Source organism: Actinomadura macrotermitis (assembly GCF_009604375.1).
Taxonomy (GTDB): domain Bacteria; phylum Actinomycetota; class Actinomycetes; order Streptosporangiales; family Streptosporangiaceae; genus Spirillospora; species Spirillospora macrotermitis.
Genome location: NZ_WEGH01000006.1, coordinates 1 through 25682, shown reverse-complemented (window position 1 = coordinate 25682; position 25682 = coordinate 1). Strand labels below are relative to the sequence as shown.

The following is a 25682-nucleotide window of genomic DNA, read 5'->3' as shown; positions in this document are numbered from 1 at the left end:
AGCACAGGCGACACGGACTGGTTCTTGCAGAAGTTCGATGAGCTCGGCTCGAACATCGAGCGGGTAATCCGCGGTAAGAGAAGGCAGATCGACCTCGCTTTGATCTGCATGGTGAGCGAGGGTCATCTTTTGCTGCAGGATGTGCCGGGCGTCGGGAAAACCACCTTGGCCAAGGCGATCGCCCTCTCTCTCGGGCTTAAGTCGTCCCGTATCCAGTTCACTCCCGATCTGCTCCCCTCCGACATCACCGGAGTATCGATCTATGAGCAAACAAAGAATGAGTTCAAGTTCGTGCCTGGTCCGGTCTTCGCCAATGTCGTCATTGCTGACGAGATCAACAGGGGCTCACCCAAGACCCAGTCGGCGTTGCTCGAGGTGATGGAGGAGCGTCAGGTGAGCGTCGACGGCAAGCCTCGCGCGCTGCAACCGCCGTTCATGGTCGTGGCGACCCAGAACCCGGTCGATATGGACGGCACCTACGCCTTGCCGGAGGCTCAACTGGACCGGTTCCTGATGCGTCTTTCGATGGATTATCCGGATTACGAGTCCGAAATCGCGCTGCTTTCGAGACCACCTCAACGCGCCGGAGCGGCCCTGCGCATCTCGATGGTGGCCACACGTGCTGACATGGAGCGTATGACCGCTCATACTGATCGCGTTCAGGTAGCGCGTGTTCTGGTGGAGTACGTGGCGAGCATCATTACGGCCACGCGCCGGCATCACGACGTCAGCCTGGGCGCGAGTCCCCGTGCGGGTTTGGCGATTCTGCGCGCCGTGCGGACACAGGCGGCCGCCGAGGGGCGGTCCTTCGCCGTTCCGCAGGATGTGAAGAACACGGTTTTGCCTGTTCTCACTCATCGGCTGCTGCTGACATCCGAGGCGGAGCTTGGACAACGGTCTGCTGAGGGAGTGCTAACCGAGATCATGGATAGTGTCGAGGTCCCCAAAGCCCTTCTGGCGGATCACTGATGCCGACAACACGCGGCTGGGGCGTCATCGCCGGTTCGGTGGTAACGGGTGTGGCCGGTCTGACGCTGGGATACCGGATCTTCTACATCTTCACGGTCGTTGGCATTTTCCTGGTTGGTTGCGCCGTGGCCTGGACTTCGGTGCCGACAAGGCTCCGCCTGACTCGCACCGTCGCCCCTTCTCGCGTAGTGCGCGGTGGCGCGGCGCATGGTGTTCTCAGCCTGAGGGGACTACGTCGTTACAGGCGTGCCTTGCTGATCTACGACTCCGTCGCTGGTGCTCGCATTGATGTGTCTTCGTCGCGGTTTTCCAAGGGGGACACCGACATCACCTACGCGATCCCCACCGGACGGCGGGGAGAGATCCCGGTTGGCCCGTTGTACAACGTGCGTCGCGACGCCCTCGGTCTGGCGTCCCGCGTCCGTGAACACGGTGAGCAAGAGTTCCTGACCGTGCTGCCCAGGACCGTGGCGCTCAGCACCGTGCCTTCCGGGCGGTTCAGCAACCTGGAGGGACCTACGACCGACCGGGTGCCGACGGGGACGGTTGCGTTCCATTCCTTGCGCGACTACTCGGTCGGGGATGACTTGCGGCTGATGCACTGGCCGTCTACCGCCCGCACCGGTCGGCTGGTAGTTCGCCAGCTCGCGGATGCGAGCCTGCCCCGCACCACGATCTTGGTCGACAACCGTCTGCACGCCTATCCCTGCGAAGAGGATCTGGAACTGGCTGTGGAAGTGGCAGCGTCCATCGCCATGGCGGCGTCGCGGTCGCGTTTTCCGGTACGGATCATCGACTCGACAGGCCTCGTGGTCGATACGCAAGGCGGCCCCCGAGATGCTCAGGTCGTCATCGAGGCACTGACGATCATGCCTTCCGCAGCAACGGCGGCTCCCCTGCGATCGTCACCACTGTTGGGCGGTACAGCAGGACATAGGGGGGCGCTGGTTGTGGTCAACGCAGGAACGGAGGTGACAGAAGCTCGTGCCCATCGCCGGCGATTCGACCGTGTCATCTGGATCCGGATCTGTCCCGAGGCTTCGGTGCCCGCGGTTTCCGGGCTCCTAGCCATCGACCTGCATCGGCTAGACGACCTGATCGGCGCGTGGCGCAAGATGACAGCCCGGTGATCAGGCTCATCTTGCGGCTCGCCGGCTGTTCGGCAGCAGCAGCCATCTCAGGGCTGGCCTTCATGCCGGTGTTCGGGCCGGGACCCCTAATGCCGGTAGTGATGATCGCCGCCGCAGTGTCACCGTCGATCGCCGTACTGGTCTCCTGTCCTCTTGGCGGTTCCCCGCAGCCCGGCCGGTTCCGCGAAAGGCCGTTGTGGGGGGCGCTGGTCATCCACTGCCTCGGTTGGCTCTTGGCCACGCTTGTGCTGTTTCATGACTGGTGGGGACAGGGGCCGTACGGTCTGACAAAGACCATCCCCTTCGCCTTGCTCGATGCCTGGAAGCGTATCCTTACCGTGCCGCTTCCTGCTCCAGCCCACCCAGAGCTGCTCTGCTTCGTGCAAACGACAACCTGGCTGGTGGCGCTCATCGGCGCCGAACTCATCCTGCGCACCAAGAGTGTGATCGGCCCATCGGTCCCAGCGGTGGCCGCTTTCGGACTGGGAACGCTCGTTGCTGCCGGCGACGTTCCGCTATGGCTCGCCGCCAGCCTGGTCGGCCTCATCGTCCTGTCCCTTCCGCTGGCAGATTTCCCCCGCCGCTTGACCGTGAGCACCTGGTGGGGACACGGACGTGCCATTGCCATCGCCGGGTGCGCGGTAGGCGTCGCGGTGTCGGTCACGCCACATATACCGGTACGTTCGCCGCCCTACGACCCGAGGCAGGACATCGATGTCCCAGACGCTGCGCCGCAGGCACGGGTCAGTCCGCTGGATCGGGTGTCGGCCTGGCTGCAGAACCCCGATGACCTACTCTTCACGGTCCGTGCCTCCCGCCCGGAGAACTGGCGCCTGGCGATCCTCGATCGTTACGATGGGTATGACTGGACATCGTCGGCCGCGTTCGTTGCCACTAGCAGCAGCCTCCCGGGTGGCAGCCGACGCAGGCAGTCGAGTCGGCTTGATCAGGAGATCGTCATCCGCAACCTCCGCGGAAGTTACCTGCCGGCAGCCGACCGGCCTTCGGTCATCCAAGGGCATAGCGTTATCGCGGACCCCATGTCGGGGGTTCTCGTACTGGCCATGGAAGCGAGCACATCGGGGTTCCGCTACCACGTGACCTCGCAGGTACCTCGATTCACGTCAGCGGAGCTGGGCACGGCCGTCGTCTCCCAAGACCGCTCAGCGCAAGCTGCCCTGCCCGTTTCAGTAAATGACGGGGGAACCGCTGTCGTCGCAGCGTCTCCTGAAGCACTCCGTCGGGAATTGCAAGACGTGCATGCCTTCGCTCTGGGCGCTGTGGGGAACATAGGCAACCCGTTCGATAAGGCTGCGCTGTTGGCCGACTACCTGCGCAGCAATATGGCCTTCGACCGAGAATCTCCTCCAGGCCACACTGCCGTCGATGTCCTGGACTTCCTTAAACGCACCCATCGCGGTACGCCCGAGCAGTTCGCCACAGCGTATGCGCTCATGGCCCGATCTCTTGGGCTCCCCACCAGGATCGCTGTCGGCTTTCGGCCGGGAAGTCGCTCGGGAGACGCCTGGGAGGTCCGGGGCCGCGACGTCCTGGTATGGCCGGAGGTCGCCTTCGCGCGAGTCGGCTGGGTCCCCTTCTACCCGACCCCGGAGCCGACGCGGGCCCCCCATGACGCCCCGCCGGCCACGGCAGCGGCGGAGCAGCAGCTGCGGCGCTTGCAGAACAGCACGCGGCAGCACCCGGCGGGATCCGCGCCCTCGGCCATCCGGAAGGGCACCCCAGTTCGCGTCACTCAACGACGCCACAAAGGTCCCGACCCGCTCTGGCTGATGAGCGCGATCGCTGTCGGAGTCTTCTCAATGTACGTGCTGCTATCGCTTTCCCTGCCCGCCCTGAGAGCTCACCGCAGACGGCGGCGCTCACCGGCCGCAGCCATCGCGGGTGCATGGATGCACCTCAACGAGGCTCTCCCGCTGCTCGGCGTAACCGACTCTCCCGCCCGGACCTTCGAAGAGACACGCGCAGCCGTGAGGCGTCGGCTCGATGGCGCGGTCCTCCATCTCGACGTTCTGGTGCCCCTTGTGAACGCCGCGTACTATTCGACCCAACCTCTGGGCATGCCGGACGCCGACCTAGCATGGCGACACAGCCGCACGCTCAGCCGCGAAATCGGCCACAAGGTCGGATGGCGTCGACGTCTAGCGCATCGGTTGCAACCGAAGACGATATTTGGTCCAACCTTCCCGCACCGTCGATCCCCGAGAGGGTTGAGGTAAGCAGTGAGGCATGCAAGCGCGGTACCCGGAGTCCATCCGTCCTAAAGGCTGGTCGGGCCTTCTCCGGAGTCTCCCTCGGTTTCCTGTTCGACAGCCTTGCTCAGTTCTTGCGCGAGACGCTGTTCCAGTTCACCCGCATCGCTCTTGGCTTTCTCTGCAGTGGCGGATAGGACCTGTCCCTCCCGATCTATGAACACCCTGATCGTGACATCAGGTTTGCGAAACTGTAGCCAATTGACGATCAAAGATGACGCCCCGATGGCAGAGGAGAGGGCGGTGACGGTGAACTGGAGCGCTTCAAGCATCGGACCCAGTTGGCCGGGCTCTGGTCCTTTTTCGATCAAATCAACCCGACCGACCAGGCCTGGCTCGCGATCGAGCCACGATGCGAGATCTCGCAGCAGATCCGGCACCGAGGGGCCGTCGACCTCAAGGCGAACGTTCATTCAGAAACTCCTTGTCGGCGAGTGAGCTATGTCGCAAGAATAGCCCGTTCCCTGATGGCCGACCGAAGATCTGTCGCAATGTCCACTAGAGGACAAGGGGCTGGCCGGAGAGGCGGTTCTGGATAAAATTGGTGAATGGACAAACTCCCCCCAGAGGTCGTGATACCCCGTGCCGCCCTCTTGGCTTCCGCCGGCTCCCGGGCGCTGATCGTCGGCTCCGGCACGGAAACTTTCGGCAACCTGCCGGCCATCACATCTCTGCGACGGACGGTGTCCGATCTTGGGCACTGCCTGATCGACAACGCCGGCCTGGCTCCTGAGCATCTGATCACCACCCTTGATCCTGGGACACCACAAGAGTTCGCCGACATCTTGGGTGCGGCGGCTCAGGATGCTGAGGACGTACTGCTCTTCTACTACATCGGACACGGCCTCGTCGCTAGAAATGGCGACCTCCATCTGGAGACGCGGGCTACCGTCGATATCACGGAGGGGGTCGCCCAGTATCAGGCGCTCCCTTATTCGATCGTCTCCGAAGTATTAGCTAAAGCCAGATCCCGACTAATCGTCGTGGTATTGGACTGCTGTTTTTCTGGTCGAGCGCATGCTATCTATGACGGAACCTTTGACAACGTCTTCAGACAGACCCGCCGCGAAGGAAGTTTTGTCCTCGCGGCCGCGGGGAACAACGTTGCCGCATGGGCGCCGAAAGATAAGTCGCACACGCTCTTCACGGGGGAATTTATAGGTCTACTCAAGGAAGGCGAGGCTGCTGGCCCTCGGACCTTCAATCTTGAGCAAATCTACGAAGCGCTGCTCCGTCGCACGGGGAACGGCGAACTGACGCGACCACGTAAACACGCTATCGACTTCCCTGGTGATCAACCGCTGGCTGCGAACCAGAAGTACCTCACGCCAGAGTCTCCGGTGCCTCCTCCTGACTGGGACATTAATAGAAGAGGCCCCTACCTTGGACTTTCCTCGTTCGATGTCGCGGACTCTGCTTATTTCTTTGCTCGTGAGGAAGTCACGCAGGAGTTGGTGAGACGCGTCTCATCAGAGATCGAGCAGGAAGGGCCCCTGATCGTCATGGGGCCATCCGGTGCCGGTAAGTCGTCTCTGCTTCATGCCGGCTTGATCGCCGCCCTCCGGAGGCATGGCTTGACCGGGGGTGGGATCCCCATTTGCCTTTCTTTCACTCCGAGGAGCGATCCAGTCCATCAGTTGGCCCTGCGCTTGGAGGAGCACAGCGGGGTGCCCGCTGCAGAGATCGAAGAGCGGATCAAAGAGGTTGGCTCTAGTGTCACCGATTTCCTTCCCTCGCGAGCAAGACCTGAGGAGGGCGAAGACTCACGTCCCCTCGTCTTCGTCGTCGATCAGTTCGAGGAACTTTTCACTTCCGATCGGCCCAGGTCAGAGCAAGAGCAATTTGTCAGGGCTTTGTGCACATTGAGTTCCACCACCGGATCCCGACCCCCTGCTCCCGCTCGCGTCGTCCTCGGGATCCGCTCCGACTTCTATAGCCTTTGCAGCACCTTCGGTGATTTGCACAAGGCATTGCAACGCCATGTGCTCGTTCCAGCCATGGACCAACGACAGCTCCGCGAGGTGATCGAAGAGCCGGCGAACGAGGCCGGGCTGGCCCTTGAGAAGGGGCTGGCTCATGTCGTACTTCAAGAGATCGGTATGGGTCTCGAGCCCTCGGGTGAGGGCCCAGAACGCATGTTGCCCTTGCTCTCGTACGCGATGCTCGCCACTTACCAGCGCAGTGACGGACGTACTCTCACCCTGGCGGGCTACCACGCGACCGGCGGCATCATGAGCGCGCTAGCTCGGACAGCGGACAGGGTGTACGAGAGTCTCTCCGCAGAGGACCAGAAAGCCGCGCGGCGCATGCTGTTGCGCCTGGTTCGACTCGGCGACGGCACGGAGGACAGTCGGCGCCAAGTTCCCATGGCTGAGCTCATCCCCGATGGCAGGCTCCGATCGGACTCTGCACACCTGAGGTTTCTCAACGTTTTCGTCAATGCTCGCCTGCTGACGACGGATGGGAACGTCGTTGAGATCACTCACGAAGCCCTCATCAGAGCTTGGCCCAGGCTGCGTGGTTGGATCAAGGAGGACCGTACCAACCTTCTCACCTACCAGCGGCTGGTGGAGGACGCCACTCAGTGGCAACGCCATCACCGCGACTCCTCCTACCTTTACCAGGCTCGCAGGCTTGCGGCAGCCCAGGATGCGACAGCGGAACTCGACCAGGTCGACCGGACCCCGGTCGAACGAGCGTTCCTTGAGGAAAGCACCAAGAGATCTCAGCGGAGATCTCGCCTGGTCCGCGGTGGTGTCGTAATCACAAGCTTGATTGCCGTCGCTGCGGTGGTTATCTTTTATCTGCAGAACCGGGAACTCAAGGGTGCCGGGAACGCGGCTGTCTCCCGTCAGCTTGCTGCCGAATCGAACGCCGCCTACGCGACCGATCCTCGAACCTCGATGAAGCTCGCGGTCGCTGCCTGGCGCGTTTCGGAAACAAACGAAGCCAGGACCGCTCTCCTCGGAACAACTCGGCAACACTTCTTGAGTGAGTTCACGGGATCTACCGGGGAAGTGGAAGCCGTCGCATTCAGCCCGGATGGCCAGCTGTTGGCCACCACGGGGGACGATGGTGCTGTGCGCCTGTGGGATGTCCCGAGACGGCGTGCGATCGCCTCTCTCAGTGGAGCCCACGAATACGGCGCGAATGCTCTTGCCTTCAGCGCCGATGGAACACTTTTGGCCAGCCTTGGTATGGAAAGTGGTGTACGGATCTGGAGTACGGCCACCAGACATCTCGTAAGGTCTCTCCCCGTCGAGTCGTACTGGGGTCATACAAAAGATCCCTATTCGGTTGCGTTCAGCCCCGACGGCAGATGGCTGGCCGTTGCATCCGGCAGTGTGAACGCCCAACTCTGGAGCATTCCTGAGTGGCACAAATATCGGCTCCCGGATCGGGAAGGAACGAGCATGGCCGAGACAAAGAGTAGTTCCGTGGCATTCACCAAGGCCGGCGACCGCCTGCTCGTTGCCGATTTCCAGGGCAACGTTGAGGTCTGGGATGTAAAGAAAAGGAAATTGCTGAATTTTCTGAAGGCGCCTGTTAGTCCGATCCCATTCCGGCTCTCTGAAACGAATGAGATGATGCGATCTCGGGTTTCCGTCAGCTCGGACGAGCAAACCGTAGGCGTGGCCAACGAGCGATTCAGTTACAGCTGGATCTGGCAGTTCAATGATATCAAGGGCGACATGCGCCCCCTTCCGATTTTCGGCCACACCGCTCAAGTCAACGCCCTAGCCTTCGGTCCGTTTGATCGCATGTTCGCGACTGGTAGCGATGATGGTTCCGTCCGGCTTTGGGGCCTCGATGGTCGCGACGTCAAGCAGCGCCAGCTCCTCACTGGACATCGCGGCAGCGTAAGCGCCCTTGCATTCAGCCCGGACGGTCAACTCATCGCTACCGGTGGCGCTGACAGGACAGTCCGCTTGTGGAGCACGCGGGCCGCCTCATCGCTCAATAGCAAGCTCCCTCCCGCAGCCAAGCCGGTGACTGCTCTGGCTGTCGACCCATCAGAGCAACTCTTGGCGTTCGGAGAAGCCGACGGCACCGTAGAGATCCGAGACCGTTCAGGGAGGCTCGTTGCGCACCTGCGCGACTCGTACCAGCCCGAGACGGCCCCGTCGGTCCTCAAGATAGTCTTCAGTGGAAACAGTAGCCGAGTGGCGATTCTTCTTGACACCGGAGAGCCTGCGCGTATATGGGATATAGTGAAAAAGAAGAAGATTTTCACCATAGATACCAACTATGCAGACATAAAATTTCGCGAGGATGGCGGGCTCGTTGCCTCAGGCGATGAGGTCAAGGCATTCGATCCCAAAGGTCACCCCGCCATGGAATACTCCCTTCAGCATGGTTTCGAGGAAAGCGGTACGGGAAGTATGGGATACTGCAGTTCGAGGGACTTGGTCGCGCTATCCGATGGAGCTAAAAACATTGAATTGTTTAACGGGAAGACCGGAAAGCGCGGTGCCTCTCTCTTGGGCGCTAAGGAGTATATTTCTCTAATAGCTTTCACTCCAAGCTGCGATCTGATCGCAGCGAAGGATGCGGGTGATGTGGTACGAGTCTGGAACGTTGAAACAAGGCAGCTGCTGGCCACACTGCCCGACATGGCGTTCGTCGAAGCGATGGGTTTCAGCAAGGACGGAAGAAGACTCAACATGATGGGCGGCGAAGCCGTGACTGTCTGGAACAGGGGCGAACTGAGCGGCGTGGCTCCGGCTAAGGGGTCGGACGCGGCAGGCAGACCATCCGCGCTTTCTCTTGAGGGTGATCTTCTTCTATCCGTTGACGGCCCAACTCAAGTGGAATCACGATCGCTCGATCCGGCCTCCATAGCAACCTGGGTATGCAAGACTTTGGGCTCCGGCCTTACGAGGACTGAGTGGCAACAATTTGCTCCGAAGAATATGTACAAAAAGACATGTTGAGCGTTTTCCAGGAGAGGGGGCCGGGGCACGCCAGACGGCGGACATAGCAGAGCGTCCTCGCGTTTGCCCTCGCCAGGCCTAAAAGCTGTCCCGTATGATGGAGAAGTACGGCCGGGCATGCTGCCGGTGACGTGCCACCCCAGAGCCGGATCAGTCGGCCATCGCCAGGTTGCGCATTAGGGTGACGCCGCGGGCGGCGTGGTGCACACCGTCGCGTTTGCGGTGGCAGTTTATGCAGGATGTTCCACCACTTCATGTGTGCGAAGACGTGCCCGATGCGGGTGCGCACTGCTTATGGATGGTGTTGAGGTCGTGCTGCCAGGCGGGTAATTCGCCGCCGTCGCGGGGCCGCCGGTAGGGCATGATGACCTGCTGGTTTCCTTGGTAGCCGCCGTCGGCCATGATGTGCGCGCCTCGCATGTGGTGTCGGCGCCGGAGTCACGATAGGCGGTGCAATCATTGTGGTTGCCCGGCACCGGATGTCCGGCCGCGACGACCAGCCGGGGGCTTCCGCTCTGACCGTGGACACCGGTTGTGATGCGGCAGCGGCCAGCGTAGATGATCGTGTTTCGTACTCGATCGGACTGAGATAGCCCAGGGCGGAGTGGCGGCGACGGGTGTTGTAGAAGTCCAGCCAGCCGAACACCGCGAGCCGGGCCTGGAGGGTGCTGGACCAGCCGCTGGCAGGCAGGATCTCGCGTTTCAGGCAGGCGAAGAACGCCTCGGCCAAGGCGTTGTTGGCGCCGGAACCGACCGTTCCCATCGACTGCTGCACGCCGGACGCCGCGCACGCGGCAGCGAACGCCGCCGAGTGGCACTGCCCACCGTGATCGGAGTGGAAGATCACGCCGGTGATGTCGCCGCTCCAGGCCTGCACCGCCGAGTCGAGCGCGTCGGCGACCAGATCAGCGCGCATATGCTCGGCCATCGAGTAGCCCACCAGCCGCCGGGTGCCGATGTCGATGACGGTGGCCGGGAACATCCACCGGACCGAGCGGGCGGCGGTCGAGGCCCTGGCCGGGGCGTTGGCGGGCTCCGGCCGGCCGCTCATGGTCGCCAACGCGCTCTCGGGCCTGGTCGAGGGCCGGTCCGCGGTGGAGACCGACCAGTCCCCGGAGGTCCGGCCGGGGTCTGACCGCGGCGGCATTGAGAACCTCGCGCTCGACTACGTCGGCCAGGGGTGTGAACGAGCTCATCCGGTTCGCGCCGTTTGTGCACGGGCCCGGTGACTGGGGCTTTGTGAACTTCCTGGTCGCCGCCGCGCGCAAGCAGGGCGTGTCGGGCTATGTCGGTGACGGCTCCGCGCGGTGGCCGGCCGTACGCCGCTCGGACGCCGCCCGCCTCATCCGCCTGGGCGTCGAGCGGTCCCCGGCCGGGACGCGGCTGCACACGGTCGCCGAGGAGGCGGTCACCACGCGGGCGATCGCCGAGGCGATCGGGCGGATGTGCGGCCTGCCCGTCGTGCCGGTCGCCGAGGAAGGCGCCGCCGGTCACTTCGGTCTCGTCGCCCACTACTTCGCGATGACCATGACCGGCTCCAGCGAGCGCACCCGCGCGCTGCTTGCCGTGGCGGCCGACCGGCCCGACGCTGATCGAGGACATCGAGTCGGGCGTCTACGTGGGCGCCTGAGCGACTCCCGGATCTTGCGCCGGCGCCATCACCGCGCAACCTGGGACGTCGATGGCCCGGCCCGCCGTGCTCGATCCGTTCTCCCCTACAGAACCGGCCCTTCACTTTCCGGGCCTGTTACGGAAGAGGCGTCTGTGTCAGAGTCGGGCTTGATCATTCACTGCCCGCGCTCCCTGCACAGCGGAGGTCGTCCGGATGAGGCAGATCAGCAGAGGTTCGATGGTGCTCGGCGCCGTCACCCTCACCGCCGCCGGGACGGTGACCGTGGCGCCGGCGGCGCTGGCCGCGCCCGGCTTCCAGGTCCCCTTCGCCTGCCGGACGGTCGTCACGGCGGCGACCTTCGCCGGCCACAATCCGCGCTACTCCGTCGACTTCCAGAAGGCGGGCATCACCGGCACGCCGGTGCTGGCGTCGGCCGGCGGCACCGTGTCGCGGGTCGCCAACGCGGGCAACGTCAGCTACGGCCGGTGGGTCGAGATCGACCACGGCGGCGGCTGGCGGACCCGGTACGCACACTTGTCGTCCCAGTCGGTCTCGGCCGGGCAGCGCGTGTCCGCCGGGCAGCGGATCGGTGCCGCCGGCGCCACCGGCGGCGTGACGGGCCCGCACCTGCACTACGAGCAGCGGCTCAACGGCGTCGTCCAGCGGGCCGTGCTCGGCGGCCGCGCCGTGCCGTACTACGGGCACACGAACTTCACCAGCGGCAACGCCTGCGGCGGCAACCCCTACACGCCGGCCCGGGTGTGCGGCTCGGGCTACTCGGTGATCGACTCCCACGCGCTGAGCGGCGGCCGGGTCTACCTGCTCTACAACCCCCGCACGCGGGCGAACTGCGTGACGACCCTCAAGTCGATCCGGCTCGGGAAGGCGTCGGCGGTGTCGGCGCACCTCCAGGTACGAGGCGGCGCGAAAGTCACCGACTCCGGCGACTTCTCCTACTACGCGGGCCCGGTGAAGCGCACCGCGGCGGCCGCCTGCGTCAAGTGGGGCGGGTCGGTCGGCTCCTCCTCCTACACCAGCCCCTACGAGCACTGCGGCTGACGTCCCCGGTCGAAGGTCGGAATGTCCCGGAAACGTCCCGGTTCGCAGGCAGCGGAGATCCGGGACGGCGCTCACAGGCGGGCGGGACGCCCCGGCTGCGACGGTTGCCCTGCAAGTCAACGGGAGTTCGTGACGAGAGGGGCAGCGAATGGGCAACATGCGCCGGGCGCTGACGATGACGATGGGGACGATGATCGCGGCGGGGACGCTGGCCACGCTGGCGGGGCCCGCGCAGGCCGCCCCGTCCGGGTGCACCTACACCTGGGGCGGCGGCAAGAGCCTGACGGTGGCGTGCGCCACCGGTGACGGCTCGTACCGGGCCAAGGCCGTCTGCGTCCGGACCAACCAGATCCCGACCCAGCTCAACATCGTCGGACCGTGGGCCGCGGCCGGGCCGGGCACCAGGTCCACGGCGGTCTGCCCGCTCAACAGCTACACCTACCGCGGCGGCGTGGAGTTCGCCTGATCCAGGGGGAGGGGGCGCCGGCCGGCGTCCCCTCCCGCCGGTGCTCACGGCAGGTGCACGCCGATGAGGCAGGTGTCGTCGTCGGTGTCGGCGTTGCTGTGCGTGAGCAGGTGGTCCAGGCGCAGCTCCAGCGAGGTGGAGGGCTGCTGCGCGGTCGCCAGGAGCCGCGCCACCGCGTCCTCCATGGTGCCGTCCCGGCGTTCGACCAGGCCGTCGGTGTACATCAGCAGGACGTCGTCGCTCTGCAGCTCCAGTGTGCCCTCTTCGTAGAAGCCCTCGTCGAGGGCGCCCAGCATCGTCCCGTCGACCGTCGGCAGGGTGGCGGCCCGCCCCTGCCGCACCAGGACCGGCGGCGGATGGCCCGCCCGCGCCCAGCGCAGCGTGCGGTCGGCCGGGTCGTACAGGGCGCACAGCGCGGTGGCCGTCACGTAGTCGGTCAGGTGGTTGGCGACCAGGTTCAGCCAGCCGAGCAGCTGCCCGGGGCCGGCGCCGGTCGTGGCCAGGCCGCGCAGCGCGTTGCGCAGCACGACCATCCCGGTGGCGGCGTCGATGCCGTGGCCGGCGACGTCGCCGACGCACAGCAGGACCCGCCCCGACGGCAGCTCGACCGCGTCGTACCAGTCGCCGCCGACCAGGTGCTCGTGCTCGGCGGGCCGGTAGCGGACGGCGACCTGCAGGCCGGCGGCATCGATGGGCCCGCGGCTGGGCGGCATGATGGCGCGCTGCAGCTGCAGCGTGAGGCGGTTGCGCTCGGCGGCCTGCTGCTCGGTGTGGGCGAGCTGGTCGCGGGTGGCGGCGAGCGCCACCTCGGTCCAGTGCTGGGACGAGATGTCCTGGTAGGCGCCGCGCACCGACAGCAGGTGGCCCGCCGCGTCCAGGACGGGCTCGGCGACGACCCGCAGGTGCCGGGTGACGCCGTCGGGACGCTGCAGGCGGAAGGCGGCCGACGCCCGCTGCCGGCGGTGCAGCAGGGTGCGCAGGAACCGGCCGATGGCGGGCTCGTCGTCGGGGTGGGCGTGCGCCGGCAGCTGCAGCAGCGGAACGGGCGGGGCGCCCACCGGCAGCCCGTACAGCGCGAACAGCTGGCTGTTCCAGGTGATCTCGCCGGTGGCCAGGTGCTCCTCGAAGCCGCCGATGCGGCCGAGGCGCTGCGCGTGCTGCAGCAGGTTGGCCAGCCGCGCGGCCTCGTCCTCGACCCGCCAGATGAGCAGGACGCTGTCGCCCTGGCGGCTGACGCTGACGTCGGCGGTCGCGGCCAGGGGCACCTGGTCCACCATCGCGGTCAGCACCATCTGGGCGGCGCGGAACGGCTCGCCGGTGGCGTAGACGCGTTCGATCTTGTCGAACAGCCCGTTCTCGCCGCCCCACAGCGGATAGGCCTCCAGCAGCAGCGCCCCGCCGACCAGGCCGCGGGGCCGGCCGGCCAGGTCGGCGAACCGGTCGTTGACGTGGTGGATGCGAAAGTCGGTGAGGCGGCCGGTGGCGTCGATGTGCGGGCGCAGCACGAACGCCGGGTCGTGCAGCCCGTCGGCCAGGTCGATCAGCTCGGACAGGTCGCGGTAGGCGGTGTCGGGCAGCGCCGCGGCGGCCAGGCCGGCCGCGGGACGGGTCTCCAGGGTGCGGGCGCACAGCTCGGCGAGCGCCTCCAGCTGCCGTTCCAGCCGGGGCGAGGGGGCCGGCGTGGCGCCCGGCCAGCAGATCTCCAGGACGCCGATGACGCGGCCGCCGGTGCCGGTCGGGATGGTGACGCGGCCGCCGGGGACGCCGCGGTGGCCGATGGAGGGCAGCCCCGCCTCCGACAGCGAGGCGAACCACACCGGGTGGCGTTCCAGCAGGGCGGTGCGGGCCGGGACGGCCACGCCGGGCGGGACGTAGTGCCAGCGGGTCGCCTCCTCGGTGGTGAAGCCCGCCGAACCGGCCAGGGTGAGGGAGCCGTCGGGGCCGGCCGACCACACCGCGACGGCGGCGGCGCCGAGCGGCCGCAGGGCGTGCTCGAGCAGGGACTCGGCGGCCGCCTGGGTGTCGGCGGCGGCGAGGGCGCCGCTCTCGGCCGAGCGCAGCCGCGCCGCGACGGCCGGGGCGCCCGGTTCGTCGCCGGCGCCGTGCTCGGCGGCGGCGTGCGCCGCCGCCCCGGCGGCCCGGTCCAGGAAGTCGCGGGTGACCTCGGCGACCCGGTCCTGGGCCGCCTGGTTGATGATCTCGGCGGCCAGCTCCAGCGGCTTCAGCCCCGTCTCGCCCGCCAGGGCGTCCAGCTGCGCGGCCGCCTCGGCCGGGCTGCAGCGCAACCGCTCCACCAGCACGCCCTTGGCCAGCTCGATCACGCCGCGGCCGTCGGCGTCCGCCTGGGCGTCCCGGACCTGCCGCTGCAGCCGTTCGACCACGGCGGCCAGCCGCTTGAGGGCCGGTTCGGGGCCGGCGGGCGGGGACGCGGCGCCGGCCGCGACGGTGACGGTGCCGCCGGGCGGTGCTCCGCCGGCGGGATCGTCGGGACGCCGGGTGGTCTGCAGGGTGCTCACTCCTTACCGGGGCTGGTGATGCGGGCTCCTGGTGACACTACGCCCTACTCGCCCAGGCAGCGGTGGATGCAGGAGATCAGGTCGTCGGCGTCCAGCGGCTTGGTGACGTAGGCGTTGGCGCCCGAGGCCAGGCTCTTCTCCTGGTCGCCCGGCATCGCCTTGGCGGTCACCATGATGATGGGCAGCCCGGCGTGCTCGGGCATCGCCCGGATCGCCGCGGTGGCGGTGTAGCCGTCCATCTCGGGCATCATCACGTCCATCAGCACCACGTCGACGCCCGGGTGCTCGGCGAGGGCCTCGATCCCCTTGCGGCCGTTGTCGGCGTGCACCACGCGCATGCCGTGCAGCTCCAGGATGCTGGAGAGGGCGAAGACGTTGCGGGCGTCGTCGTCGACGACCAGCACCAGGCGCCCGGCCAGCGAGGCGTCGATCTCGGGCGTGACCGCCGCGCCGATCTCCTCGTGCCGCACCAGCGGCAGCACGTCGCCGGGCTGCTCGGCCGACAGGTGCAGCGCGATCCGCTCGCGCAGCTCGTCCAGGCTGCTGAGCAGCTCCAGCGGCTGGTTCTCGGCGCGCTCGCGCAGGACGCGCTCCTCCTCGGCGTCCAGGCGGCGGTTGTTGTGCGCGAGGACGGGGAAGCCGCGCAGCGCCGCGTCGCCGTCCATGGCCTCCAGGAAGCGCAGCGCCGAACCGCCGGCCATGTCCAGCTGCAGCACCACGCAGTGGCACGGCTCGCTGGCGAGCGCGGCGGCCGCCTCCTCCGCGCCGAGGGCGGTGACGATCTCCACCGGGCCGCGCGCGTCGCCCATGTGCCGGCTGTCGGCGGCGGCGCTCTCGGCGACCAGGCTGAGCAGGCCGCCCTGGCGCTCCTCGATCACCAGCAGCCGCCGGGGCCGCGGCGCCGGCGGGGCGGGCGCCGGGTCGGCCGGGACGGCGGTGCCCTGGATGGTGCCGTGCGCGGCCGTGCCCTCGGCGCCGTCCAGGGGCTCGCCCGCGGTCGTGATCGCCTTGGACGGCGCGGCCGGGACGTGGAAGTCGGGCCGGGCGATGGGCAGGTAGAAGGTGAAGGTGCTGCCCCGGCCCGGGGTGCTGTCGGCGGTGATGACGCCGCCGAGCAGGAAGGCGATCTCGCGGCTGATCGACAGGCCGAGGCCGGTGCCGCCGTACTTGCGGCTGGTGGTGCCGTCGGCCTGCTGGAACGCCCCGAAGATCGACTCCAGCTGGTGCTCGGCGATGCCGATGCCGGTGTCGATCACGCGGAACGCCAGCGCGGGGCCGTGCATCTGCACCGGGATCGGCAGCTCGCCGGTGTCGGCCGCCTCGATCCGCAGCTCCACGCTGCCGCTCTCGGTGAACTTCACCGCGTTGGACAGCAGGTTGCGCAGGACCTGCCGCAGCCGCGCGTCGTCGGTGAGCACCTCGGCGGGCACCCCCGGCGCGGTGCTGATCCGGAAGTCCAGGCTCTTCTGGGTGGTCAGCGGCCGGAAGGTGGCCTCGACGTAGTCCAGCAGATGGCGCAGCGGCACCGGCTCGGGCGTGATGTCCATCTTGCCCGCCTCGACCTTGGACAGGTCCAGGATGTCGTTGATGAGCTGGAGCAGGTCCGAGCCGGCCGAGTGGATGATGCCGGCGTACTCGACCTGCTTGGGCGTCAGGTTGCGGGTCGGGTTCTGCGCCAGCAGCTGCGCCAGGATCAGCAGCGAGTTCAGCGGGGTGCGCAGCTCGTGGCTCATGTTGGCCAGGAACTCGCTCTTGTACTTGGAGGCCAGCGCCAGCTGCTGGGCGCGCGCCTCCAGCTCCTGGCGGGCCTGCTCGATCTCCAGGTTCTTGGTCTCGATGTCGCGGTTCTGGCTGGCCAGCAGCGCCGCCTTCTCCTCCAGCTCGGCGTTGGAGCGCTGCAGCTCCTCCTGCCGGATCTGCAGCTCGCCCGAGCGGGCCTGCAGCTCCGAGGCCAGGCGCTGCGACTCGGCCAGCAGCTCGTCGGTGCGGGCGTTGGCGACGATGGTGTTGACGTTGACGCCGATGTTCTCGCGCAGCTGCTCCAGGAAGTCGCGCTGCACCGGGCTGAACGGCCGCAGCGACGCCAGCTCGATCACGCCGAGCACCTGGTCCTCCACCACGATGGGCAGCACCATCAGGCTGGCGGGAGTGCTGGAGCCGAGCCCGGAGGAGATGGTGACGTAGCCGCCGGGGACCTCCTCCACCGCGATCGTCTGGCGGCTGCGCGCGGCCTGCCCGACCAGGGAGCGGCCGGGCCGGAACCGGGTGGGCCGGGCCGGCGCGGCCGGGTCGCCGTCCTCGGGGTAGCCGTAGGAGCCGATCAGGTGCAGCTCGGTGGTGCCGTTGTCCTCGGCCAGGTAGAACGCGCCGTACTGGGCCGACACCAGCGGCGTCAGCTCGTCCATGATCAGCTCGGCGACGACGGCGAGGTCGCGGTGGCCCTGCATGAGGCCCGAGACGCGGGCCAGGTTGGTCTTCAGCCAGTCCTGCTCCTGGTTGGCGCGGGTGGTCTCGCGCAGCGACTGGACCATCAGGTTGATGTTGTCCTTGAGCTCGGCGACCTCGCCGGAGGCGTCCACGGTGATGGACCGGGTCAGGTCGCCCGAGGTCACCGCGCTGGTCACCTCGGCGATGGCGCGCACCTGGCGGGTCAGGTTGCCGGCCAGCTCGTTGACGTTCTCGGTCAGCCGCTTCCAGGTGCCGCTGACGCCCTCGACCTCGGCCTGCCCGCCGAGCCGGCCCTCGCTGCCGACCTCGCGGGCCACGCGGGTGACCTCGGCGGCGAACGACGACAGCTGGTCGACCATCGTGTTGATGGTGGTCTTCAGCTCCAGGATCTCGCCGCGCGCGTCGACGTCGATCTTCTTGGTCAGGTCGCCCTGCGCGACGGCGGTGGTGACCTGGGCGATGTTGCGGACCTGGTTGGTCAGGTTGTTGGCCATCGAGTTGACGTTGTCGGTGAGGTCCTTCCACGTCCCGGCGACGTTGGGGACCTGCGCCTGCCCGCCGAGCTGGCCCTCGGTGCCGACCTCGCGGGCCACGCGCGTCACCTCGTCGGCGAACGCCGACAGCGTCCCCACCATGGTGTTGATGGTCTGGGCGAGCGCGGCGACCTCGCCCTTGGCCTCCACGGTGATGGTCTGCGACAGGTCGCCGCGCGCGACGGCGGTGGCGACCTGGGCGATGGAGCGGACCTGCCCGGTCAGGTTGGAGGCCATCACGTTGACGTTGTCGGTGAGGTCCTTCCAGGTGCCGCTGACGCCGCGCACGGTGGCCTGGCCGCCGAGGTTGCCCTCGGTGCCGACCTCGCGGGCGACCCGCGTCACCTCGTCGGCGAACGCCGACAGCTGGTCCACCATCGTGTTGATGGTGTCCTTCAGTTCCAGGATCTCGCCGCGGGCGTCGACGCGGATCTTCTGCGACAGGTCGCCGAGCGCGACGGCGGTGGTGACCTCGGCGATGGAGCGGACCTGCGCGGTGAGGTTGTCGGCCATGACGTTCACCGACTCGGTGAGCGCCTTCCAGGTGCCGCTGACGCCCTTGACGTCAGCCTGGCCGCCGAGGCGTCCTTCGGTGCCCACTTCGCGGGCGACGCGGGTGACCTCGTCGGCGAAGGAGGACAGCTGGTCGACCATCGTGTTGATGGTGTTCTTCAGCTCGAGGATCTCGCCGCGGGCGTCGACGCGGATCTTCTGCGACAGGTCGCCGCCGGCGACCGCCGTCGCGACCTGCGCGATGGAGCGGACCTGGTCGGTGAGGTTGCCGGCCATGAAGTTGACCGAGTCGGTGAGGTCGCGCCAGGTGCCGCTGACGCCCTTGACGTCCGCTTGCCCGCCGAGGCGTCCTTCGGTGCCGACCTCGCGGGCGACGCGGGTGACCTCGTCGGCGAAGGAGGACAGCTGGTCGACCATCGTGTTGATGGTGTTCTTCAGTTCCAGGATCTCGCCGCGCGCGTCCACGGTGATCTTCTGGGAGAGGTCGCCCTTGGCGACGGCGGTGGTGACCTGGGCGATGTTGCGGACCTGGTCGGTGAGGTTGCCGGCCATGAAGTTGACCGAGTCGGTGAGGTCGCGCCAGGTGCCGCTGACGCCCTTGACGTCGGCCTGCCCGCCGAGGCGCCCCTCGCTGCCCACCTCGCGGGCGACGCGGGTGACCTCGTCGGCGAAGGAGGACAGCTGGTCGACCATCGTGTTGACGGTGTTCTTCAGCTCCAGGATCTCGCCGCGCGCGTCCACGTCGATCTTCTGCGACAGGTCGCCCTTGGCGACGGCCGTCGCCACCTGGGCGATGTCGCGGACCTGGGTGGTCAGGTTGCCGGCCATGGCGTTCACCGAGTCGGTGAGGTCCTCCCAGGTGCCCGACACCCCCGGCACCTTCGCCTGGCCGCCGAGCCGCCCCTCGGTGCCGACCTCGCGGGCCACCCGGGTCACCTCGGAGGTGAACAGCGACAGCTGGTCCACCATGCCGTTGAAGACCGCGGCGATCTCGCCGAGCAGGCCGTCGGCATCGTCGGGCAGCCGGGTGCCGAAGTCCCCGTCGCGCACCGCCGTGAGGCCCGCCAGCAGCTGGCGCAGCTCGCCCTCGCCGACCCCGCCCGCGCCGTCGAGCACCGCCGCGGCGCCCGGATCGCCCTCCGCATGCACCATGATCCTGATCCCGTTCTCGTCGGTCACCGAAGGATTCCCACACGCGGCGGCCCACGCCCGGCGGTCGCACCGCCGGGCCCCGTTTCCGCACCTGTTTACTTGCTATACGGCAAGGAACAGCGCTGCGAGGGTACACCAGTGCGGCCACCGGACCGTAGTCACTGTTCTGTGCGGGCTCAGCCTACTGTTCACCGGGCGTAACGGGCGGGGGAGAACATTCTTCGCGCCAGGTCCGGCCAGGCGGTACTCGCCTAGGCTGCCCGCATGACCAACGACCCCGGGCGGCCGGCCCGGCGCCGCCCGGCGGGCGCCGCGGTGCTGCGCCCGCACCTCACCGCGGCGATCACCGAGGCGGTCTTCGCGGAGCTGGCCGAGGTCGGGTACGGGCGGCTGACGATGGAGGCGGTGGCCCGCCGGGCCGGCGTCAGCAAGCCGACGCTGTACCGGCGCTGGCCCGCCAAGGAGGCGATGGTCGCCGCGGTCGCCGGCGACGTGGTGACGGCGGTCGCGGACGTGCCCGACACCGGCAGCCTGCGCGGCGACGTCGGGCACTACCTGGCGGCGACCGCCGGGATGCTGCGGCACCCGCTGGCCTCCCGCATCATCCCCGACCTGCTCGCCGAGGCCGGCCGCGCCTCGGGGCTGGCCGACGCCCTGCTGGTGCGGGCCCGCGACGTCCGCCGGGAGAAGGCCGCCGAACTGCTGCGGCGCGGCATCGCACGCGGCGAGCTGCCGCCGGACCTGCCCGTCCAGCTCGCGCTGGACCTGCTGGTGGGGCCGCTGTTCTGGCGGCTGATCATCGCCCGCACGCCGACCGGGCCCGACCACCTGGACCGGCTCACCGACATGCTGCTGGCCGCCTTCGGCGCGCGCGGACCGGGAGAGGTCAGCGGCCGGTCAGGCGATGCACCAGATCCGTCACGTACTCCCGGGTGAACTGCTCGGGCGGCCCGCTGATGTCGAAGTTGCCGCTGGTGATGACGCCGGCCATCTGCGGCGCGGACAGGACCCGGCCGTCGCCGATGATCGCCAGGCCTGCGCCGGGCGCGCTCGGGGAGCGCTGGTACTCGCGGTGGGCCTGCTCGCTGAGGGCGGCGAACCGGGGCGCGTCCGCCGGATGCAGCGCGACCACCACGCTCCAGCCCGTCCGCCCGTTCTTCGGATCGGGCCCCTGGGCGCGGATCCCCTCGACCTGGCCGACCGTCATCGTGGCGGTGCCGAGCAGGTAGCAGGTCTTCGCGTCCGCGGCGGGCAGCGCGTCCGGCTTGCAGGGCGGCGGAGCGGCCTCGGCCACCTGCTGGAAACGCAGCGGCGTGCGCAGGGCGACCGGGCCGAGCCCCTTTGCGGCCTTGTCCTCGTGCGTGAAATACAGCGTCGCCCCGATGATGACGGCGAAGACGGCCGCGACGACCAGCAGGACGGCGAACACCCGCACGCCGGACGGCGGCCCCGATGGCGGCGGCGTCACGCGAGCCCCTCCCGCTGCGGGTCCCGCCACATGAGCCATACAGGGGGAGCGTCCTTGCCCGGCAGCGCCAGCTCCTTGGTCACCCGGAACCCGAACCTCTCGTAGTACGGAACGTTGGCCGCCTTGGAGGACTCCAGGTAGGCGGGCACCCCCTCGGCGTCGCAGCGGTCCAGCCGGGACCGCAGCAGCGCCCCGCCCAGCCCGAGCCCCTGCGCGGGCGGATCGGTGCCGAGGATCGCCAAATACCAGTGCGGTTCGGCGGGGTGGTGCTTCTCGATCTCACCGAGGGCGCGCAGCGCGGCGGGCAGCCGGACGCCGAGCGCCCGCACCAGCGGGACGCCCTGGCGCAGCTGCGCGCCGAACGGCACCCGCCATCGGCCCGGCGGGTCCCACAGCGCGCCGGCCTCGACGGCGGCGCCGCGCCCGGTGGTCTCGCAGGCGCCGTGCGGCAGATGGACGTGCCGCAGCAGGATGCCGAAGAGTGCGGTGAGCCGCCGCACCCGGGAGTCGTCACCGGGCAGGATCCAGCGCCAGACCGGATCGTCGTCGAAGGCGCGGGCGAGCACGCCGGCCAGGTCCGCCGCGTCGGCCGCGGCCGCCGTCCGGACGGCCGGGGTCGGGACCGCCATCGCAACCGCCTTCCGCCGGAGAAGGCAGATCCTGGCCGCTGCCCGGCGAGACCGTCAAGCCCGTGTGGTCACGCCCCTCACCCCGGGCAGGGGCGGCCGTCGCGCGGCATGCCGAGGCGTCGCCTGCCCGGCGCGAGCGCGGTCGCCTGGAACAGCGCTCACCTCTGCGACTCTCCTAGGCGGACTTCGACACCGGCCGCCCCAGGACGGCGTTCGCCCACAGGCCGGGCTGCTCGGAGGTCGGCGCGCGGGCGCGGCCGGGTGATGCGCCGGCCCGTCGCCCAGCAGGGCTGCGAGCCGCTACAGGCCCGGCGGCTTGGCAGAGCAGGGGCGCAAGTCCGACGCCACCATCATCGCGATGGTGATCAATTTGGGGGGCGGCCGTTCATCCCGCCCCTGCAGTACATGGCCGGAGCGCGGCATCTCCTGGGGCCGCGGCTCGACGGCGCCGCAGGGCTCGCGCTCTATCACCATCCTCAGAACCGGGCGCGCCGGCAGGGGCAAGGGGCGCCCATGGGCTTCTACCGGGACCGCGACACGGTCGAGACCGGTTGCTGGGGCGAGTGAGGGCGAGCACCCACCGCCGTTGGCCGGCCCCTGCATCGGCACGACGGCCTGATACCGGCTGGTCGACGACGGCGGCTACATCCTCGGCGTCCACACCACGCCGCCCGAATGCGAGCCGCAGCCGTCCTCGTGCCCGGGCGGGCTCAGCCGCCCTGGGTCGCCTTCCGGCTCTGCTCCACCAGGTCCTTCGGCAGGCGCTCCAGCAGGCTGCGCAGGTCGTCGGCGTGGTCCTCCTCGTCGGCGAGCAGCTCCTCGAAGACCCGCCGGGTGGTCGGATCGGCGTCGCCGAGCCACTGGACGATCTCGGTGTAGGAGGCGATCGCGACCCGCTCGGCGATCAGGTCCTCCTTGATCATCTCGATCAGGTCGAGGCTGGCGTCATAGGTGGTGTGCGCGCGGCCGGCCAGGATCTCGGGGTTGAAGTCGGGCTCCCCGCCGAGCTGGGAGATGCGCACCGCGAGCTTGTCGGCGTGCTCCTGCTCGTCGGCGGCGTGCTCGGCGAACTCGGCGATGACGCCCTCGGAGTAGATCCCGGTCGCGGTGTACTGGTGCCGCTTGTAGCGCAGCACGCACACGATCTCGGTGGCCAGCGCCTCGTTGCACACCTGGATCACCCGGTCCAGGTCGGCGCCGTAGGCCTCGGTGATCGGCCCCTTGTCGATCTCTTGCCGGGCCCGCTCGCGCAGTGTGGTGAGGTCGGACAGGAACTCGGCCATCGGTGGTGCTCCTCGGGTTCGCCGGACTGACTCCGTGGATGATCGCCCGGCGGCCGCGGCGGCAAAGTCATCGGCCGCCCAAGAAAACACCAGCGCTCACCGGGCACAATGGGCGGGATGAGAGCAGTGGTGCTGTCGGACACGCACGCGCCCCGCCGCTGGAAGACGTGCCCGCCGCGGGTCGCCGGGCACCTGCGCGGAGCCGACGTGATCCTGCACGCCGGCGACGTGTGCACCGCGGACGTCCTGGACGAGCTGGCCGCGTACGCGCCGGTGCACGCCGTGCTCGGCAACAACGACGGTCCCGACGTCGCCGCGTGGGGCGCGCCCGAGACCCTGGAGCTCGACCTGGCCGGCCTGCCCGTCGCGATGATCCACGACAGCGGGCCGAGCAAGGGCCGCGCCGCCCGGATGCGGCGCCGGTTCCCCGGTGCCGCGCTGGTCGTCTTCGGGCACTCCCACATCCCGCTGGACGAGTCGGGCGACGGCGTGCGGATCTTCAACCCGGGCTCGCCGACCGACCGCCGCCGCCAGCCGCACGGCACGCTCGGCCTGCTGGAGATCGACGGCGGCCGGCTCGTCCGCGCCGAGATCGTTCCGGTGACCTGACCGGCCTTGCCGTGCGGCGGTCACCACGGCGTTTTGTCCAGCCCGGCGCGTGGCACGGCACCGGATCGACGGCACCGGCCGCCTCAGGGGAGGACTTCGGCGGGACGGCGCCCGCGGCCCCCGGCCCCGCTAAAAAATCTACACCGTAAAGTCAATGGACGTTGTCAAACTGTCAGGGTGGCAGACCACAGCGAAGGCACCCTGACCGGCACGCGGATGAGCTGGTGGGCCGCCCCGCCCATGGTCCGGCGCGAGGTCGAGGTCTTCCTCGGTGGCCGGGTCGTGGAGGCGGTCACCCAGCCGGGCGGCTTCTCCCCGGGCATCGCGGCGCGGCTGCGCACCGCCGGGGGACGGCGCGCCTTCGTCAAGGCGGTCGGCCGCGAGCCGAACCCCGGCTCGCCCCGGCTGCACCGCGCCGAGGCCCGGGTGGCGGCGGCACTGCCGCGCACGGCCCCGGTCCCGATGTTCCTCGGCTCGATCGACCTCGGCGACTGGATCACGCTGCTGTTCGAGGACGTCGACGGCCAGCCGCCCCGCCAGCCTTGGGAGGCGGGCGAACTGCGGCGCGTCCTGGACGCGCTGACGGACCTGGCGCACGCGATGACCCCGCCGCCGCTCCCGGTGCCGACGGTCGCCGAGCGCTTCGCCGAGGAGTTCCAGGGCTGGCGCCGCCTGGCCGCCTCCGGCAGCCGGACCACCCTGGACCCGTGGCTCACGGTCCACCTGGACGATCTGGCGGAACGCGAACCGTCCTGGGCGGATGCGGCGGCGGGGGAGACGCTCGCGCACGCCGACATCCGGGCCGACAACCTGCTGCTCACCTCCGACCGCGTCGTGGTGGTGGACTGGCCGTGGGCGTGCCGGGCGGCGCCCTGGTTCGACCTGCTGGCGATGCTGCCGAGCGTGCGGATGCAGGGCGGTCCGCCACCCGCGGAGGTGTTCGCCACCCACCCTCTTGCCAAGGGCGTGGACGAGGAGGCGGTGACGTCCGTCCTCTGCGCGCTCGCCGGCTTCTTTCTCTGGTCCAGCCGGCAGCCACCGCCACCGGGACTGCCGACCGTCCGGGCATTCCAAGCGGCCCAGGGGGAGATCGCCCTGGCATGGCTGCGCGACCGGCTCGGCGGATAGGCGGATAGGAGGCGGCGGCCCCGGTTCTGCTCTGCGGCATCCGTCAGACAGCGCAACGGACAGAGAGGCTGAGTACCGCACGGACATCATTGGGCCGGCGCAACGTGAGCCGCCCATTGAGCGGCGGTCCTCCTCGGACCTGAACGTGCTCCAAGGGAGCACGGTGAGACGGAGAGCGGCCTCCCAGGCGCCACCGCGCCGCCCATGACAGAAAAGCGGTCAGGAGCTGGAGCGTTCAGGACGACCCGCCCGCACCCGTCGCAGGGATGCCATCAGCTCCGGGCCAGCCCGGATGACGAAGAACCGGCGGCCGAGCGGCAGGAACAACATCCACGCGCACCAGCCGGATCGAACCGCTGCGTCGCTCACAGCGATGGCCGCATGATCCCCGGCGACCGGCTCCACCCCCCGACCTTCTGCCCAAGCCCTGGTGCCGGTCCACAGGCGCGATCCCTGCCGACCGAAGAAGATCTTTCTTTGCGCGGTCGGGTACCAGGACGGCCTGCGCGGTCTCAGAAACGTGTGCAGAACCAGCGCTCATTGCTCACCCGGCTCTGGAACGACCCGTATAGGCAGAGACCGAGGACATCGTCAGCGTGCAGGCGTACCTGGCGGTCGGCGGAGCAAGGCAACGTGGCGTGGAGCATTGCCGTCCGGAGCGAGGCGCGGTCCTGTGGCCAGGTGGTTTGACACCCGCGCGCTGAGCCCGTAAGTTACCTCCTTGTCCCCGGAGGGATGCAGGACGCCGTTGGTGGTGGCCGGCCCGTGGGGAACCCTCACTGTCTCAACCGACACGGATTTCGCCGTGCCTGTTGTGCTGTGCCGGGACCAGAAAAGCCCGATTTTGCGAAACGGGCCGGATCTGGTGAAATAGCGACACCGCTCCGAAAGGCGCCGCGAAAGCGAACGCCGGCCGGGACGGATCAGGGAAAAGCCGGTGAAATTGACAGACCGGCCGGAACT

At 68.6% G+C, this 25682-nt stretch carries 16 protein-coding genes and 2 pseudogenes; 10 read left to right on the top strand and 8 right to left on the bottom strand.

Features of this window, described 5'->3' with window-relative positions; genetic code table 11:
* The first annotated feature begins 24 nt into the window (after positions 1-24).
* The 3 genes from ACRB68_RS36690 to ACRB68_RS42710 are packed head-to-tail and all read left to right on the top strand — an operon-like array spanning position 25 to position 4336.
* Entirely contained in the window at positions 25-969 is a 945-nt protein-coding gene (locus ACRB68_RS36690; protein WP_235960889.1) for an AAA family ATPase, read from the top strand.
* The gene (locus tag ACRB68_RS36685; RefSeq protein ID WP_153541031.1) at positions 969-2099 is read left to right on the top strand and encodes a DUF58 domain-containing protein; all 1131 of its coding nucleotides are present in this window, start codon (positions 969-971) and stop codon (positions 2097-2099) included. The genes ACRB68_RS36690 and ACRB68_RS36685 overlap by 1 nt, the downstream gene beginning before the upstream one ends.
* Positions 2075-4336, top strand: a complete 2262-nt coding sequence (locus tag ACRB68_RS42710; protein ID WP_194293589.1) for a transglutaminaseTgpA domain-containing protein — start codon at positions 2075-2077, stop codon at positions 4334-4336. The genes ACRB68_RS36685 and ACRB68_RS42710 overlap by 25 nt, the downstream gene beginning before the upstream one ends.
* A 41-nt stretch (positions 4337-4377) precedes the next feature.
* On the opposite strand, the gene ACRB68_RS36675 is transcribed toward ACRB68_RS42710, so the two are convergent.
* Positions 4378-4782, bottom strand: coding sequence for an effector-associated constant component EACC1 (locus ACRB68_RS36675; protein WP_153541026.1), 405 nt, complete (start codon positions 4780-4782; stop codon positions 4378-4380).
* Between the two features lie 135 nt (positions 4783-4917).
* Between ACRB68_RS36675 and ACRB68_RS36670 the strand changes: the two genes are divergently transcribed.
* On the top strand, positions 4918-9303 hold the full coding sequence (locus tag ACRB68_RS36670) for a caspase, EACC1-associated type (protein WP_153541024.1): 4386 nt from the start codon (positions 4918-4920) through the stop codon (positions 9301-9303).
* Between the two features lie 538 nt (positions 9304-9841).
* On the opposite strand, the pseudogene ACRB68_RS42990 reads toward ACRB68_RS36670, so the two are convergent.
* Both ACRB68_RS42990 and ACRB68_RS42985 read right to left on the bottom strand, forming a co-directional pair.
* Positions 9842-10069, bottom strand: a pseudogene (locus ACRB68_RS42990) (integrase core domain-containing protein); the annotation flags it as partial.
* A 39-nt stretch (positions 10070-10108) separates the two neighbouring features.
* A pseudogene (locus tag ACRB68_RS42985) lies at positions 10109-10231 on the bottom strand (IS3-like element ISRhosp1 family transposase); the annotation flags it as partial.
* Positions 10232-10265: 34 nt separating this feature from the next.
* Between ACRB68_RS42985 and ACRB68_RS40390 the strand changes: the two are divergent.
* The 3 genes from ACRB68_RS40390 to ACRB68_RS36655 all read left to right on the top strand — a co-directional run bounded on the left by ACRB68_RS40390 (position 10266) and on the right by ACRB68_RS36655 (position 12440).
* Entirely contained in the window at positions 10266-10532 is a 267-nt protein-coding gene (locus ACRB68_RS40390) for a Rossmann-fold NAD(P)-binding domain-containing protein (protein WP_194293587.1), read from the top strand.
* 596 nt (positions 10533-11128) lie between these two features.
* Complete coding sequence (locus ACRB68_RS42305) at positions 11129-11974, top strand: M23 family metallopeptidase (protein ID WP_153541019.1); 846 nt, start codon at positions 11129-11131, stop codon at positions 11972-11974.
* Between the two features lie 148 nt (positions 11975-12122).
* The gene (locus ACRB68_RS36655; RefSeq protein WP_153541016.1) at positions 12123-12440 is read left to right on the top strand and encodes a hypothetical protein; all 318 of its coding nucleotides are present in this window, start codon (positions 12123-12125) and stop codon (positions 12438-12440) included.
* 44 nt (positions 12441-12484) lie between these two features.
* Here ACRB68_RS36655 and ACRB68_RS42300 read toward each other — a convergent pair whose 3' ends face one another.
* A complete protein-coding gene (locus ACRB68_RS42300) occupies positions 12485-14956 on the bottom strand; it encodes a SpoIIE family protein phosphatase (protein ID WP_328595249.1) in 2472 nt (823 codons plus the stop codon).
* 44 nt (positions 14957-15000) lie between these two features.
* Positions 15001-19602 carry a HAMP domain-containing protein gene (locus ACRB68_RS36645; RefSeq protein ID WP_153541644.1) on the bottom strand — a complete coding sequence of 1534 codons (4602 nt, stop codon included), beginning with the start codon at positions 19600-19602 and terminating at the stop codon, positions 15001-15003.
* Between the two features lie 264 nt (positions 19603-19866).
* Between ACRB68_RS36645 and ACRB68_RS36640 the strand changes: the two genes are divergently transcribed.
* A complete protein-coding gene (locus tag ACRB68_RS36640) occupies positions 19867-20538 on the top strand; it encodes a TetR/AcrR family transcriptional regulator (protein WP_153541015.1) in 672 nt (223 codons plus the stop codon).
* On the opposite strand, the gene ACRB68_RS36635 is transcribed toward ACRB68_RS36640, so the two are convergent.
* From ACRB68_RS36635 to ACRB68_RS36625, 3 genes are all read right to left on the bottom strand, one after another.
* Positions 20489-21070, bottom strand: coding sequence for a SecDF P1 head subdomain-containing protein (locus ACRB68_RS36635; protein ID WP_153541012.1), 582 nt, complete (start codon positions 21068-21070; stop codon positions 20489-20491). The two genes, ACRB68_RS36640 and ACRB68_RS36635, sit on opposite strands and share 50 nt — an antisense overlap.
* Positions 21067-21699 carry a GNAT family N-acetyltransferase gene (locus tag ACRB68_RS36630; protein WP_153541010.1) on the bottom strand — a complete coding sequence of 211 codons (633 nt, stop codon included), beginning with the start codon at positions 21697-21699 and terminating at the stop codon, positions 21067-21069. The genes ACRB68_RS36635 and ACRB68_RS36630 overlap by 4 nt, the downstream gene beginning before the upstream one ends.
* A gap of 710 nt (positions 21700-22409) precedes the next feature.
* Complete coding sequence (locus ACRB68_RS36625) at positions 22410-22982, bottom strand: ferritin-like domain-containing protein (protein WP_153541006.1); 573 nt, start codon at positions 22980-22982, stop codon at positions 22410-22412.
* 117 nt (positions 22983-23099) lie between these two features.
* Here ACRB68_RS36625 and ACRB68_RS36620 point away from each other — a divergent pair, with 117 nt between their 5' ends.
* Both ACRB68_RS36620 and ACRB68_RS36615 read left to right on the top strand, forming a co-directional pair.
* Positions 23100-23591 carry a metallophosphoesterase family protein gene (locus ACRB68_RS36620; RefSeq protein ID WP_153541003.1) on the top strand — a complete coding sequence of 164 codons (492 nt, stop codon included), beginning with the start codon at positions 23100-23102 and terminating at the stop codon, positions 23589-23591.
* 177 nt (positions 23592-23768) lie between these two features.
* Entirely contained in the window at positions 23769-24719 is a 951-nt protein-coding gene (locus ACRB68_RS36615) for a phosphotransferase family protein (protein ID WP_207709963.1), read from the top strand.
* Positions 24720-25682 lie beyond the last annotated feature (963 nt).

Coding starts and splice junctions, on each gene's coding strand:
- ACRB68_RS36685 (WP_153541031.1), top strand. CDS start 969: ATGCCGACAACACGCGGCTGGGGCGTCATCGCCGGTTCGGTGGTAACG.
- ACRB68_RS36675 (WP_153541026.1), bottom strand. CDS start 4,782: ATGAACGTTCGCCTTGAGGTCGACGGCCCCTCGGTGCCGGATCTGCTG.
- ACRB68_RS36670 (WP_153541024.1), top strand. CDS start 4,918: ATGGACAAACTCCCCCCAGAGGTCGTGATACCCCGTGCCGCCCTCTTG.
- ACRB68_RS40390 (WP_194293587.1), top strand. CDS start 10,266: ATGACGGTGGCCGGGAACATCCACCGGACCGAGCGGGCGGCGGTCGAG.
- ACRB68_RS42305 (WP_153541019.1), top strand. CDS start 11,129: ATGAGGCAGATCAGCAGAGGTTCGATGGTGCTCGGCGCCGTCACCCTC.
- ACRB68_RS36655 (WP_153541016.1), top strand. CDS start 12,123: ATGGGCAACATGCGCCGGGCGCTGACGATGACGATGGGGACGATGATC.
- ACRB68_RS36645 (WP_153541644.1), bottom strand. CDS start 19,602: ATGGTGCATGCGGAGGGCGATCCGGGCGCCGCGGCGGTGCTCGACGGC.
- ACRB68_RS36640 (WP_153541015.1), top strand. CDS start 19,867: ATGACCAACGACCCCGGGCGGCCGGCCCGGCGCCGCCCGGCGGGCGCC.
- ACRB68_RS36630 (WP_153541010.1), bottom strand. CDS start 21,699: ATGGCGGTCCCGACCCCGGCCGTCCGGACGGCGGCCGCGGCCGACGCG.
- ACRB68_RS36625 (WP_153541006.1), bottom strand. CDS start 22,982: ATGGCCGAGTTCCTGTCCGACCTCACCACACTGCGCGAGCGGGCCCGG.
- ACRB68_RS36620 (WP_153541003.1), top strand. CDS start 23,100: ATGAGAGCAGTGGTGCTGTCGGACACGCACGCGCCCCGCCGCTGGAAG.